A 12,948-nucleotide genomic window follows, 5' to 3' on the forward strand; every position below is an offset into this window, starting at 1 on the left:
CCCTCCCCTTGGTTTGCGGATTAATGTCAGGGAAGATGCAAACAAGTCATAGGCCTTGAATGCCTGTCACTGTTTTAGCCGCTCTCTTTCAAGAGAGCGCCGTGAGGACCTTCCTGATAAAATCATAAAACTGCTGCGCGTTCGCTACAAGGAGGCACAAATTGGTGGCATAGTTACCCCAAAGTAACTTGCGCCCAGCCTTATGACACTCAATCAGCAAGCCCCTCTCTGCCCGGCCTATCAGGTTCTGCGGCTGATCTGCGGCAAATGGAAGCCCGCCATCCTGTTCCTGCTGCAACAGCAGCCACAGCGCTTCAGCTACCTAAAACGGCATCTACCCGGTGTCAGTCAAAAAGTGCTGACCGCTCAGCTAAAGGAGCTGGAGCAAGACGGCGTACTTACCCGTACTCTCTACCCTGAAGTGCCACCCAGAGTCGACTATCGTCTCAGCGCGCTTGGAATGGCACTGTTGCCGCTGCTGGAGCAGATGCACCTTTTTGCCGAGCAAAACGCCGACTTGCTGACGGGAGAGCCCCAATGAAACCTGTGCCCTGGTTCGATGGTTTGAAGCGCTGGCATTTTGCCTTGGCCACAGTTTTATTGTTCGGTATTGAAGTATTGATAGCCCGCTACGCCCCGCCCGGCTTCATCCGCGGGTTTATCGGCGATCTGCTGGTAGTGATATTGATGTTTTTCGCCCTTAAAACCGTGAGCCCCTGGGCAAGTCGGCTGCTGCTTCCCTTGGTACTGGCATTTGCCTTCGCCATAGAGTTTGGCCAGGCCTTTGGCTTAGTGGATAAGCTGGGACTGGGCCATATTCGCCTGGCACGAATCGTTATCGGCAGCCACTTCGACTGGCTGGATCTGCTGGCATACAGCCTGGGTTGTTTGCTGTTACTCCCGGGTTCCATGGCGCTGTCTTTTCCGGGAAGAGCCAACATCAAGGGGCCCGGGGATAATCCCCAAAATGAAGATCGCTCTCGACGCTCGGCGTCAGGCTGAGTCTGGCGTAGGAGATCTGCTGCCACTTACGCCGCAGCGCCGGCAGAGAGCCATCGGCCTCCAGTGCCTCAATGGCCAGATTGAAACGCTCGAGCAAGGTTTCATCAACCGAGACCTTGCTCAACATCAGATGGATCCCGTCCTGCGCCAACACAGGTTGCAGCGCCTCCAACCGCAGTTTTTCCTGCTCACCGGCAATAAAAGGCACTGAGAGGGAGTCACCCACTACTGCATCGCCCCTGTCGTAGGCCAACATCTGTACCGCCTGGGAAGCGTTGGGGCTGATGATTAACAGCGAAGCCTGACTCAAACGTTGCTTGGATGCCTGATAGTCGGCGCCATACCAGCCGTTACCGGGCAGAATAAGCCTGAGCCTTTGTGAGAATACGTCCTGCCATTGCCGCACCTGGGTGACGGCTTGGTGCCCCTGTTTGACGAAGATACGCACCTCTTCACTGCGATAAGCCAGGCTGAAGTGAGCATAAAGCTGCCGCTGTGGCAATTTGGTGGCCCCGGCAAGCAGATCAATACGGCCGGATTTCAACATCTGATGTGCCCGCTTGGCCGGTATCGCCTCTATACTCAGCGGACACCCCACCTTGCCGCTGATCAAACGGCTGGCCTCAATGTCCAGTCCCTGCGGCTGGCCAAAAGCGTCTGTCCAGGCGTAAGGAGGCCAATCATTGTAGGCCAGTGTCAGGCCTTACTGGCACTCTTTAGCCCATGTCGGGAGGGCAAACAGCAACAACAGCAGACAACACAGACAGCGCACGCAGACCCCCTTCGGACAATCCAAGCACTTGAGTCGGTCCAAGCCTTTGAGCCGAACAGTGACGACCGTAGATACAAGTGATGAGCATAGATACATAGGTTTGAGTCAGCACCTATGCAATGGGCATGTAACACTTATGCTGCAACTCATGTTTCAAGTATAGGCGCAAGATGACAGGGAGCAGGTTGGCACCTGCCCCCAGGGGATTTGACGGTTCAAAAATAGCGGTTTAAAAGTGACGGCTCAAATAAGCTTAACCTTGTAACGCCCGCTAGCGGGTCAGGCGGTTTATCAACGCCTGATGCTCAGGGAAACGCTCAAGCAGTTCATCACGGCCGAACAGCTTGAAGTCATCGAAGGTAAAGCCAGGTGCCACCATACAACCTACCAGCGAATAGCCCGGATTATTCATTGCCGAACCAAAAATAGTGCCTTTGGGCACCAAGACCTGTGGCCGCTCACCTTTGGCCAAGTCCATCCCGAGTTGCGCCTCGGTCAGTTCACCCTGCTCGGAGAGCATATAGATGGTCAGCGACTCACCGCTGTGGAAATACCACATCTCATCGGCCGTCAGTTGATGCAGGTGGGACACTTCACCCGTCTTGAGCATAAAGTAGATGCTGGTCCACAGGTTACGGCTGTCATCAAACCGGCTGTCCGAGACGAATGAACGACCGAAATACCCGCCCTCAACATGGGGCTCAAGCTCAAGTGCCTGGATAACATCATCGGCGGTCAACATAAAAACTCCTGTTATTAAAATGAGGGCAGGCTCCCTGCCCCGTGATGGATTGAAACTGACTGGCTTCCCGATAACTCTTTTTAAGTTAAGCTCAGTCTTTAGCCTCAGTGATTCTCTTTGGCTTCGAGACTCTGCTCGAGACGCTCAAGCAAGGCTTGCCAGCGCTCGCTCTGCTCCTTATTAAGCGCTTGCGCACTCTCGGGCGCCGTATCCTGATGGATAAAGGACTGCTGCTTCAGTTGCAGCTGGGCCGCTTCGTTTGGGCTCAAGATCTTGGCCAAGGTATCCGGCAGCGTCAGTTGATAATCTGCGGCTATGCCTCGTACCAGCACCGCCGCCTGCTCAATTTCACCGACTTCGATGACACTTGTCAGCAGATCCAAACGGCCGTCGATATCCCTTGGCAACGCGGCCAGGGCTTGTTGCTGCCTGGGGGCCATTCTCGCTCTTTGCTGCACAGTGTCCTCTGCCACGGCGCGATTCTTTGCAGCACTTTCTTGAGGAGGCATATCCTGTTGCTGAACAGCTTGTTCCTGAGGTGCCGCTCGCTTGGCGGTCATGGGCTGCGGCGCCGCCATAGGTTGCAGCCTGGCGGGCTGCGCCGCATCTTCAGCGCTATCTGCCTGCGGGCTTATTTCCACCGGAGCACTAAGCTGCGGCGTCGATGAGTTTCGCAGTTCGGGATTAAGAATAAACAGCCCTGCCACCAGCATCACAGATGCCGCGGCGGATAGGCCATACCTGTGCTTTTGCCAGAAACCAGGCGCCGGACGGATCACCTCTGGTGCTTGGCGGCAGTTGTCCCTCGCCTGCTGCAGAATTTGCTGATCCAAGGTCTGGGGCGGCTGCTCGACAGCACCTTCACGATAGAGCGCATCTATCTGCGACTCTGGCGTGGCAGCATCATCGCGTTTGTTCTCTGTCATTCAATGCTCTCCTGGGTCTTGCGCCCCAAACAGTCACGCAGGCTCTGATAGGCATAACGTATCCGGCTCTTGGTGGCCTCCAGCGTCGCCCCGGCCACTTCGCTGATCAGTTGCGCCGTCAGCCCGGACTCCTGATTCAGCAAGAAGGCTTCCTTCTGCACTTGGGGCAAGAGGCCGATGCACTCCTTGAGCCAGGCGACCTGACGACTTCGCAGCAGCTCGCTATCCGGCTCGGCGGTTTGTGGGCCCAGCAGATTGGCCTGCGCATCAGGCTCATCCTCATCTATGCTGAGACTGTCGACCGGTTTAACCGCCCGCACATGGTCAATCAGCAGGTTGTGGGCTATCCGGTACAACCAGGTGGTAAACTTGGCGCTGGGTTGATAACTCTGCGCCGCCTTAATCACCCGGCTCCAGGTTTCCTGATACAAGTCTTCAGCCAAGGTCATATCGCTTAACTGGCGGACAAAATACCGATAGAGTCCGCCCTTGTGTTTAAGATAGAGGCGCTCAAAGGCCTGGGCATCTCCGGCGGCATAAGCCAGCATCCAGGTCTCATCCTCTCCACTTGGCAATCCCGTTTGCCTTTGCTGTTCCAAATTCTCTCTCCCCTGGCCGGGCCTATATATTGGCTGTTGGGATGAGAGTTTGCCCCCACGCCATTGGACTGTAAACCCCAATGGCGTGACTCTGGGTCTCAGTTTTGCCTATGCCCCCTATTCCAGCGGCTTAAATCCGGAGGCTGGCATAAGTTCAAGCATGGGTTCGGACATAGGTTCGGCGCTGAGTTTATCTGCCACGGTTTTGTGTCCGGGTTTAAGCGCGCCTTGCTCGGCCAACAGTGCGGCGCTGCGAGCCAGGCTGACAAACTCATGTCGATAACCGTATGGGTCCTCGCCCTTGGCCGAATCGGCAAGCTCGGCGACCTGACGCCAGTCAAAGCCATGCAGATACACTGAGCCGTTAAGCAGTTGCCCAAGCCCGGCTACCGCCGCGGCAAAGCGCAGATCATCACTGGCGAGCGCAAGCGACTTTTGGGCCGAGTCCAGGCGAATGGCATGAGTATAAAGCTGACTCTTGCTGTCTTTGCTGCTGTCACTCAAGGGTGGTTTAGCTCGCAGTTTCAGATAGCCAAGCTCTTCACGGCTATATTTTTCCTTGCCGCTGACAGGGTCGCGACCATAGCGCAATGCATCGTTGGCCAGATTATTTGAATTCGTAAGGCTGAGCTCATACAGGGCCGTCACCACATGCCCTGCGCCCATTTCGGCGGCGTCGACCTTATCATTGTTGAAATCCTCCCGCTTGAGGGCGCGGTTTTCATAGCCGATGAGGCGATACTCGGCCACCAGCGCCGGGTTGAACTCAAGCTGCACTTTGACATCCGACGCTATGGTCAGCAGGGTGCCGCTACGCTGCTCCACCAGGATTTTGCGGGCCTCGTTCAGGGTATCGATATAAGCGTATTGGCCATTACCCTTATCCGCCAACTGCTCCAACATGCTGTCGCGGTAGTTGCCTAGGCCAAACCCCAGAGTCGTCAGGCCAATCCCATGCTGCTTTTGTTGTTCAACCAGCGCCAGCAGCTCCTGCTTGCTGGTCAGGCCCACATTGAAGTCGCCGTCGGTGGCCAGCAGAACTCGATTTACCCCGCCACTGATAAAGTGCTTGCGGGCCAAACGGTAAGCTGTTTGGATGCCTTCACCGCCGTTGGTGCCACCGGCGGCCTTAAGCTCAGCCAAAGCGGCGTCTAAGCTCTCGCTATCGGCGCCATTGATACCGTCCAGTACTACGCCGGCCTCACCGGCGTAGACGACTATCGACACCTTGTCCTGCGAGGTGAGCGTATCGCTGAGCATTTTGATGGCCGATTTCAGCAGCGGCAACTTGTCCTGCGATGACATGGAGCCGGAAACATCCAGCAAGAACACCAGGTTGGCGGCGCCTATCTGACTGGCCGGCACTTCATAGCCCTTAAGCCCGATACGCAGCAGCATCTTGCCTTCATTGTAAGGTGACGGTGCCAGCTCAGTACTGACGGAGAAAGGCTCGCCTTTGTCCGGCTGTGGGTAGTTGTAGTCGAAATAGTTAATCAACTCCTCGACTCTCACTGTGCCTTTGGGGGGCAATATTCCCAGGTTGATACTGCGCCGCATCAGGCTGTAACTGCCGCTGTCCACGTCGACGGAAAAGGTCGATAACGGCGTTTCGCCCGCCACCATGATGCCGTTGGCGATATACACCTCCGAGCCATTGGCAAGCACTGTGGCGCTGGGATAATTCACATCCGCCAGAGTCAATTCAGAGGGCACGCTCAAGCTTCTTGGCTGGACACTCGGCTTGTACAAAGCCCGCGGCGATGCAGCGGCGCTGACGGCTAACTTCTGGGCTTGCGCATGGGTGACAGCGTTCGCCATATCCTGCCCGGGGTCTTTGCTTGGCAGTACCTCTGTTTCAACCTCAGGGAATTGAGCCTCGCCCGCTTGATTGGCGACCTTGGGGGGCTCATGGGACTGCTGTGGCTGGCAAGCGGCCACCCCCAAACTGCCAACTAAGATGGCCAACAGGCTAAGATGATAGCGGCGCCCGGCAATGGCGGCGCTTTGATTTATCCTCATCTTCCCTTTCTGATTTACCTTGCACTTGCCAGGCAACATTATCACCTTCATAACATTTCTCCATATTCGGCTGTTGTTATTGCAAACGGGCAGCAGAAGCAAAAGGGTTATTGAGCCCCCAATAAATCTTGCCAATAAGCCAAAGCGCTGTTGGATGATGGCGGAGAAACACCAAGCGACCAAGGCAGAGAAAAAGAGACGGGGAAACGTGAGAAGCACAACCTCTTCGACCAAACACACTTTTAACTCAAAAAAAAGCTTAAAATTTAGCTTTTGAGTCACCCATCACACAAGATGCCTTTACAGAAGCCTAAAATAGCGGCTCTTTTTTCCCGGTCACAAGCCGGTTCGATTTTCTGGAGCCCTGTCGACGTGCCTCACATAAGCAATTTCAGAACCCAACTCTTTTCTTTGCGCCTGGGCCATGCCCTGCGTGAAGTCATCGCCAAGGAAGGCTATAGTGGAAAGCACTTTGGCCAGGATCTGATGGCCGGGGTCACTGTGGGGATTATCGCCATTCCATTGGCCATGGCATTGGCTATCGCCAGTGGCGTAGCCCCTCAATATGGTCTCTACACCGCTATCATAGCCGGCTTTATCATCGCCATCACCGGCGGCTCACGCTACTCAATCTCTGGCCCGACCGCCGCCTTTGTGGTGCTGCTCTATCCCATAGCCCAGGAGTTTGGCCTCGCCGGCCTGTTGATGGCGGGGATGATGTCAGGCGTTATCCTGATAGCCATGGCGCTGCTGCGCCTTGGTCGCCTGATCCAATATATTCCCCAGTCGGTGACGCTGGGCTTTACCGCCGGGATAGGTGTGGTCATCGCAGTTTTGCAGCTGAAAGATTTTTTCGGTCTGCCCATAGACAGCATGCCGGAGCAGTTCGGTGAAAAACTGCAGGTGCTGGCACTGGCGCTGCCACAAACCGATTTTCCCAGCTTAGTGGTGGCATTGGTCACTCTGGTTGTCATGCTGCTGTGGCCAAAACTGAAACTGCCGGTGCCGGCGCATCTGCCGGCCATCATTGTCGGCAGTCTACTGGCTTTGCTGCTCGGCAGTTTGGGGCTTGAAGTAGAAACCATAGGCAGCCGCTTCCATTATCTGTTGCCCGATGGTAGCCAAGGCAATGGTATTCCACCCTTCCTGCCGAGCTTTGAGTGGCCTTGGTTGCAGCCTGGGCCGGATGGCGAACCTCTGGGGCTTTCCTGGCAGATGATTAAAGCCTTGGCTCCGGCTGCCTTTGCCATCGCCATGTTGGGCGCCATCGAATCCCTGCTTTGCGCCGTAGTGCTCGATGGCATGACAGGCAAGCGTCACAGCGCCAACAGCGAACTGCTTGGCCAGGGGATAGGTAATATAGTGGCCCCATTCTTTGGCGGTATCACGGCTACAGCTGCCATTGCCCGCAGCGCGGCCAACGTCAAGGCCGGTGCCTTTAGCCCGGTATCGGCGATTATCCACTCCCTGGTGGTACTCCTGGGGCTGGTGGCACTGGCCGGCTTACTGTCCTTCCTGCCGATGGCTGCCATGGCGGCCTTGCTGCTGGTTGTAGCCTGGAACATGAGCGAAGCCCCCAAGGCCTGGCAACTGCTGAAAACCGCGCCGCGCAGCGATATCTGGGTATTCTTAAGCTGCTTTTTCCTGACAGTGGTGTTCGATATGGTGATCGCCATCTCCTTCGGGATCATGCTGGCGGCCCTGCTGTTTATGAAAGAGATCGCCGAGATGACCCGTCTCTACGATATCAGCAACAATAAGCGCTACATCGACCGGCCACTACCGGACGACTGGGTAGTACTGAAGATCAACGGGCCACTGTTTTTTGCCGCCGCTGAGCGCATTTTCGCCGAAATCGCGCAGATGACCCAGGATAAGCAAGTCATAGTGCTCTATATGGATGGGGTGTCCATTCTCGATGCCGGTGGTATGGCCGCGTTGAATAAACTGATACGCAAATGCCAGAGCAACAATACCCGTCTGCTGGTTGCCGATCTGCAGTTCCAGCCCATTAGAACACTGGCCAAAGCCAAGGTTCAGCCTATCGAAGGTGTGCTCAAGTTCTATCCCACCTTGAGAGAACTGATTGAAGAGCAAGTACCACAGATAACCGTCGATTCCAAGGCACCGGACTCAAGCGCTACCGCCAAGGAGAAACCCGCCCAATAATTTGGCAACGCCGAGCTCTTTTTCTGCCTGCGCCCGGAGTTATCCGGGCGCTTGTTTATCCCGTCGGCAACAGACATGGCAGTTTTTGACTGACACAACTGTAAGAAATTGGCTATCCCCCCACTAAAGTTAATCTGCTAGTATGCGCGCTGATGAAAAGGGCGCTGATTAAAAAGCACAGGATAAAAAAGGCGCAATATTGAATTGTCGCCATACATTGCAAAGGACTGGGGATGCAAGCCAAACAAACAAAGCTCTGTAACCTGTTGAAGCTGGGTGCCGGGCTGGGATTGCTCTGCATGAGCCAATTGGCGCAGGCAGATGAGGGTAAAACGGAAGCGGAGATCCGCTGGCAGGCGTTGAGCCCGATAGCCAACCTGTATCTGAGTCACGCCAATGCGGAAGACTTTATCGCCAAGGGGGATGAAGAAAAAAACCGCTACGACAACTACGCCGGTGCCCTCGCCTATTACCTGATGGCCACAGAGCGCGATAGCAGCAATATCTGGGCGCCCTATCAAGCCGCCGGTACTCTGGCAATGCTGGAACTTAAAGACCAGGCAATCGAAATGCTGCAGTTGGCCGACAGCCGCGGCCTGTGGCAACAGATAATGCTTGAGGAAGACGACGAACTTGCCGGCATCAAGGACTCGGATGAATACCGCGCCGTGTTGGATAAGATTAAACGCCGTTATCCTCAGCATGCAAAAGATGCCGGTACAGCTTATATCTACCGCCCTCAGGGGGCTGCCCCTGAAGGTGGCTGGCCTGTGCTGGTCTGGTTATCCGGCTATGGCACAGAAGGCAGTGACAGCGCCCATATGGCCAAACTGCTGACAAGTGAACGGGCAATATTTATCGGGATCAACGGCACGGAAAAACTCAATGAGCACAGCTTCCGCTGGGCCAGAACCGAAACCGAGTCCAGTCATCAGGCAGTGCAGCAGGCTTTGGCCAAGGCGGCAAAGAACAGCCCTGTCAACAAGCAGAAAGTGGCACTGATGGGCTTTTCCCAGGGTGCCCTTCACAGCGCTCACCTGCTGGCCAAACACCCGAATGATTATGTCGGCGCCCTGCTATTGTCGGCAGGCGGTATGCAAACCGAAATCAAGGCTTCGGCGCCCGCCGGTAAGCGACTGGTTATCTCATACGGCAAACAGGAGCACAGCAGTAATCTGGCGCTGGATAAACAGCTGGAACAGTTTTTTAGCCCGGGTAATCAACTGCAGCTCAAACCGCATCAGGGCGGGCATTTCTTTGATGATGCCTGGCAGCAGAAATACCCGGATTATGTCAATTTCGTATTGGAACTCAATTAAGGAAGATTAGATGGAACTGAAAAGTGCCTCAGGTTTTAAATCCTATTTTACCCCCAAGCGCATTCTGATTGGGGTGGGCGTTTTGGCGGCCCTGGGTATTGCCCAAAGCTCAGTATTGATGACTGATGCCGGTTACACCTATGTGCATCAGAACAATGTTACCGGCTCTTTGGATGTGTTCACCGAGCCCGGCATCCACTTTCGCATGCCGTTTCTGTCGAAAATAACCCGCTATGATCAGGTCGTTACCGTCTCCTTTGGCAACAACCAGGGCGAGGTATTCTACCAACGTCTGCCGGCGCTGCAGGTACGTTTTGCCGATACCTACACAGGCCAGGTACCGGCCACTTTCCGCTTCAAGCTGTCTTATGATCCCGAGCAGCTCAAGACGATGCATCGGGAGTTTCGCTCCAACGACAACCTGATTGACACCATGTTGATCAAGAACGCCCGCAACGTCACTGTGATTACCTCGACCCAATATACCGGCGAGGAGTTTTTCCAGGGCGGCCTCAATCAGTTCAAGGCACAATTGTCAGATCAGCTCAGCAACGGTATCTACACCACTGAGCGGCGCCAGGTTGAAGTCGAGCAGGTGGATCTGGTGCCGGTTGGCTTCGATCAGGAAGATTCCAACAAGCTGCAAGCCACCAAACAACTGGTGTGGAAGACAGTGCCTATTACCGACAAGAGCGGTAATCCGGTACGTCAGGACAACCCGCTCAAACATTATGGCATCACGGTCACCCAGGTCACTATCGGCGATCCCAAGCCGGAAGATCAGCTGGACAAGCTATTGACTGATAAGAAAAAACTGGTTGCCGAGCGGATCCGCACCATTCAGGAGCAGGAAACGTCCAAGGCCCAGGCCAAGACAGAGCAGCTGCGAAAAGAGATCCAGCGTACCCGCGAAGTACAGGATGCCCAACGTGCCAAGGAGCTGGCGGTTATTGCCCAGCAAAAAGAGGTTGAAGTGGCGCGGCAAATCGCCGAGCGTGAACTGGTGGAAGAACGCAAGAAGAAAGATATCGCCACCCTGAGCAAGGCCAAAGAGCTGGAAATCGCCCAGGCCAACCTGGAGATCCAGAAAGCCAACTCGGCCTCGGCCATGTTTGAGGCCAAGGCGATCCGTGAAAAAGGGATAGCCGAAGCCGACGTACTGGCGGCGAAATACAAGGCCCTGGGTGCCCATGAGAAGGTGTATCTGGCCGAGCTGAACCGGGATGTGGCCAACTCCCTGTATCAGAACCTGCCCAACTTCAAGGTGGATATGCCGAAGAACTATATCAACGGCAGTGGCGGCAACGGTATGACCTCCAATTTGGACGTGATCACCGGCTTGTCGGCGTTGGGGCTGATGGAAAAAAGCACCGCCCTTGGCAGCAAAGCATCCGCCAAATAACGAGCTGGTTAGAAGGTAAATTGAAGGGAGGCTTAGCCTCCCTTTTTATTCGCCTTCATTTCAGGTCATACTGATATGCCCAACCGCAAGGAGGCCTTATGTCTAAGCATTCATCCGTTTCACTGCGCCCGCTGCGCCGCGCTATTTCACTTGCAGCGGCTGTCTCTACGGCGGCTTTGCTGGCAGCTACCGTGAGTGGCTCTGCACTGGCTGAAAATTCAGCGCCATCGGTACTGAAGGATATCCGCCTGCCCCAGGGCTTTGAGATAGAAGTCTATCTGGATAATGTCGCCAATGCCCGCCAGATGGCGCTTGGCAGCCAGGGCACACTCTTTATCGGCAGTCGCGGCGAAGGTAAAGTCTATGCGGCAATAGATACAGATGCCGATGGCCGCCATGACAAGGTCAAAGTGATCGCCTCCGGGCTCAATATGCCTTCCGGGCTAGCCTTTCGGGACCAGACTCTCTACGTGGCCGCCGTGAGCCAAATTCTCACCTTTGACAATATCGAGCAGCAGCTGAGTCAGAGTGATTCCCCGAGCTATCGAATCTTTTATGATGACTTACCCACAGATAAGCATCACGGCTGGAAATACCTCAAGTTTGCCGCCGACGGCCGCCTGTATATTCCCATAGGCGCGCCTTGCAATACCTGTGATGCCGGCAGCGACTACAGCAAAATAATCAGCCTGGACCTCCAAAGCAAACAACCAAGGCTCGAAGCCGCCGGTGTGCGCAACAGTGTCGGTTTCGACTTCGACCCTGTCAGTGGCCAGCTGTGGTTTACCGACAATGGCCGCGACATGATGGGAGACGACATGCCAGCCGATGAACTCAATCATTTGAGTCAGCGCGGCCAACATTTTGGTTATCCCTACGTTCATCAAGGAGATACCCTGGATCCTGAATTCGGCAAAGGTAAGCAGCCTGCCGATTTCAGCCCTCCTGAAGTCAAGCTGGGCGCCCATGTAGCAGCGCTGGGGATGACCTTCTATCGCGGCGACAGCTTCCCCAAGGCCTATCATGGCGGCATTTTTATTGCCGAGCACGGCTCCTGGAACCGGTCCAGCAAGGTGGGATATCGAGTGCGTTTCGTGCCGATAAAACAGGGCAAGGCCGGTGAACCTCAGGTGTTTGCCGAAGGCTGGCTCAAGGGCGAAACCGTATCCGGACGCCCCGCCGATGTACTGCAGTTACCGGATGGTTCCTTGCTGATAGCCGATGATGCCCAAGGCCGCCTCTATCGCATCTTTTATTCGGGCTGATTTTTGTCCGAAACACAGTGTTCAAGGGCAGCGCGCGCCGTCCTGTCATGATATTATCTGCAGCCATTATCGCCCGGCCTTGGGAACAACGCCGGGTTAAGGAAGCTGTGAACCACGCCTTGTATCCAGGCCTGTAAGCCAACGCAGAGCACGCATGGGACTGGTTCGCACCTTCCGTTACTGTACCCGACCTGGAAACAGGCAAAATATTATAAATAAAATCAGTAGTTAAGGAGTTATCATGCAAGCCCTCGTTGCTGTTGTAATGGGTTCCAAGAGTGATTGGCCCACCATGGAAGCGGCCGCAGAGATCATGGATTCTCTCAAGGTGCCTTACCATGTCGAAGTGGTTTCGGCCCATAGAACCCCAGACAAATTGATGGAATTTGCCGCATCAGCAGCAGACAAAGGATACAAGGTCATCATAGGCGGTGCCGGCGGCGCCGCTCACCTGCCGGGTATGATAGCTTCCAAGACCCGCTTGCCAGTACTGGGCGTGCCGGTACAAAGCAAGGCTCTCAGCGGCATGGACAGCCTGTTGTCGATAGTGCAGATGCCCAAGGGTATTGCCGTGGGAACGCTGGCCATAGGTACAGCCGGGGCATTCAATGCCGGGCTGCTGGCCTGTCAGATGCTGGCAACTCAAGACTCTCAACTGGCCGAGCGCCTTGAAGCCTTCCGCGAAGCTCAAACCCGCGCGGTACTCGATAATCCGGATCCGAGGGAAGACTGA

12 protein-coding genes are annotated in these 12,948 nt (G+C 55.1%); 7 read left to right on the forward strand and 5 right to left on the reverse strand.

Translation table 11 applies throughout. The features are described 5' to 3' along the window. Positions 1–202 precede the first annotated feature (202 nt). Both ACWAU4_RS14810 and ACWAU4_RS14815 read left to right on the forward strand, forming a co-directional pair. Complete coding sequence (locus ACWAU4_RS14810) at positions 203–541, forward strand: winged helix-turn-helix transcriptional regulator (protein ID WP_071239225.1); 339 nt, start codon at positions 203–205, stop codon at positions 539–541. After that, complete coding sequence (locus ACWAU4_RS14815) at positions 538–1,002, forward strand: ribosomal maturation YjgA family protein (protein ID WP_107005325.1); 465 nt, start codon at positions 538–540, stop codon at positions 1,000–1,002. Before ACWAU4_RS14810 ends, ACWAU4_RS14815 begins: the two co-directional genes overlap by 4 nt. Here ACWAU4_RS14815 and ACWAU4_RS14820 read toward each other — a convergent pair. The 5 genes from ACWAU4_RS14820 to ACWAU4_RS14840 form a co-directional block, all read right to left on the reverse strand. Next, a complete protein-coding gene (locus ACWAU4_RS14820; RefSeq protein WP_454290574.1) occupies positions 941–1,702 on the reverse strand; it encodes a substrate-binding periplasmic protein in 762 nt (253 codons plus the stop codon). The two genes, ACWAU4_RS14815 and ACWAU4_RS14820, sit on opposite strands and share 62 nt — an antisense overlap. A 343-nt stretch (positions 1,703–2,045) precedes the next feature. Next, entirely contained in the window at positions 2,046–2,516 is a 471-nt protein-coding gene (locus ACWAU4_RS14825) for a cupin domain-containing protein (protein WP_028781541.1), read from the reverse strand. A 104-nt stretch (positions 2,517–2,620) separates the two neighbouring features. Next, positions 2,621–3,442, reverse strand: a complete 822-nt coding sequence (locus ACWAU4_RS14830) for a hypothetical protein (RefSeq protein WP_144226152.1) — start codon at positions 3,440–3,442, stop codon at positions 2,621–2,623. Further along, positions 3,439–3,990 (reverse strand): sigma-70 family RNA polymerase sigma factor, encoded by a 552-nt coding sequence (locus tag ACWAU4_RS14835; protein ID WP_101059792.1) that lies wholly within the window; start codon positions 3,988–3,990, stop codon positions 3,439–3,441. Before ACWAU4_RS14835 ends, ACWAU4_RS14830 begins: the two co-directional genes overlap by 4 nt. A 168-nt stretch (positions 3,991–4,158) precedes the next feature. Then, positions 4,159–6,060, reverse strand: coding sequence for a vWA domain-containing protein (locus ACWAU4_RS14840; RefSeq protein WP_208124919.1), 1,902 nt, complete (start codon positions 6,058–6,060; stop codon positions 4,159–4,161). 372 nt (positions 6,061–6,432) lie between these two features. On the opposite strand from ACWAU4_RS14840, the gene dauA reads away from it, so the two are divergent. The 5 genes from dauA (at position 6,433) to purE (ending at position 12,948) form a co-directional block, all read left to right on the forward strand. Beyond that, positions 6,433–8,229 (forward strand): C4-dicarboxylic acid transporter DauA, encoded by a 1,797-nt coding sequence (gene dauA / locus ACWAU4_RS14845; protein ID WP_243756788.1) that lies wholly within the window; start codon positions 6,433–6,435, stop codon positions 8,227–8,229. 233 nt (positions 8,230–8,462) lie between these two features. Further along, a complete protein-coding gene (locus ACWAU4_RS14850) occupies positions 8,463–9,548 on the forward strand; it encodes an alpha/beta hydrolase (RefSeq protein WP_208124921.1) in 1,086 nt (361 codons plus the stop codon). Positions 9,549–9,558: 10 nt separating this feature from the next. Further along, positions 9,559–10,950, forward strand: a complete 1,392-nt coding sequence (locus ACWAU4_RS14855) for an SPFH domain-containing protein (RefSeq protein ID WP_025010940.1) — start codon at positions 9,559–9,561, stop codon at positions 10,948–10,950. Positions 10,951–11,048: 98 nt separating this feature from the next. Further along, on the forward strand, positions 11,049–12,215 hold the full coding sequence (locus tag ACWAU4_RS14860) for a PQQ-dependent sugar dehydrogenase (RefSeq protein ID WP_208124922.1): 1,167 nt from the start codon (positions 11,049–11,051) through the stop codon (positions 12,213–12,215). A 241-nt stretch (positions 12,216–12,456) separates the two neighbouring features. Continuing rightward, positions 12,457–12,948 (forward strand): 5-(carboxyamino)imidazole ribonucleotide mutase, encoded by a 492-nt coding sequence (gene purE, locus ACWAU4_RS14865; RefSeq protein ID WP_025010942.1) that lies wholly within the window; start codon positions 12,457–12,459, stop codon positions 12,946–12,948.

This window comes from Shewanella sp. FeAMO, assembly GCF_053653955.1.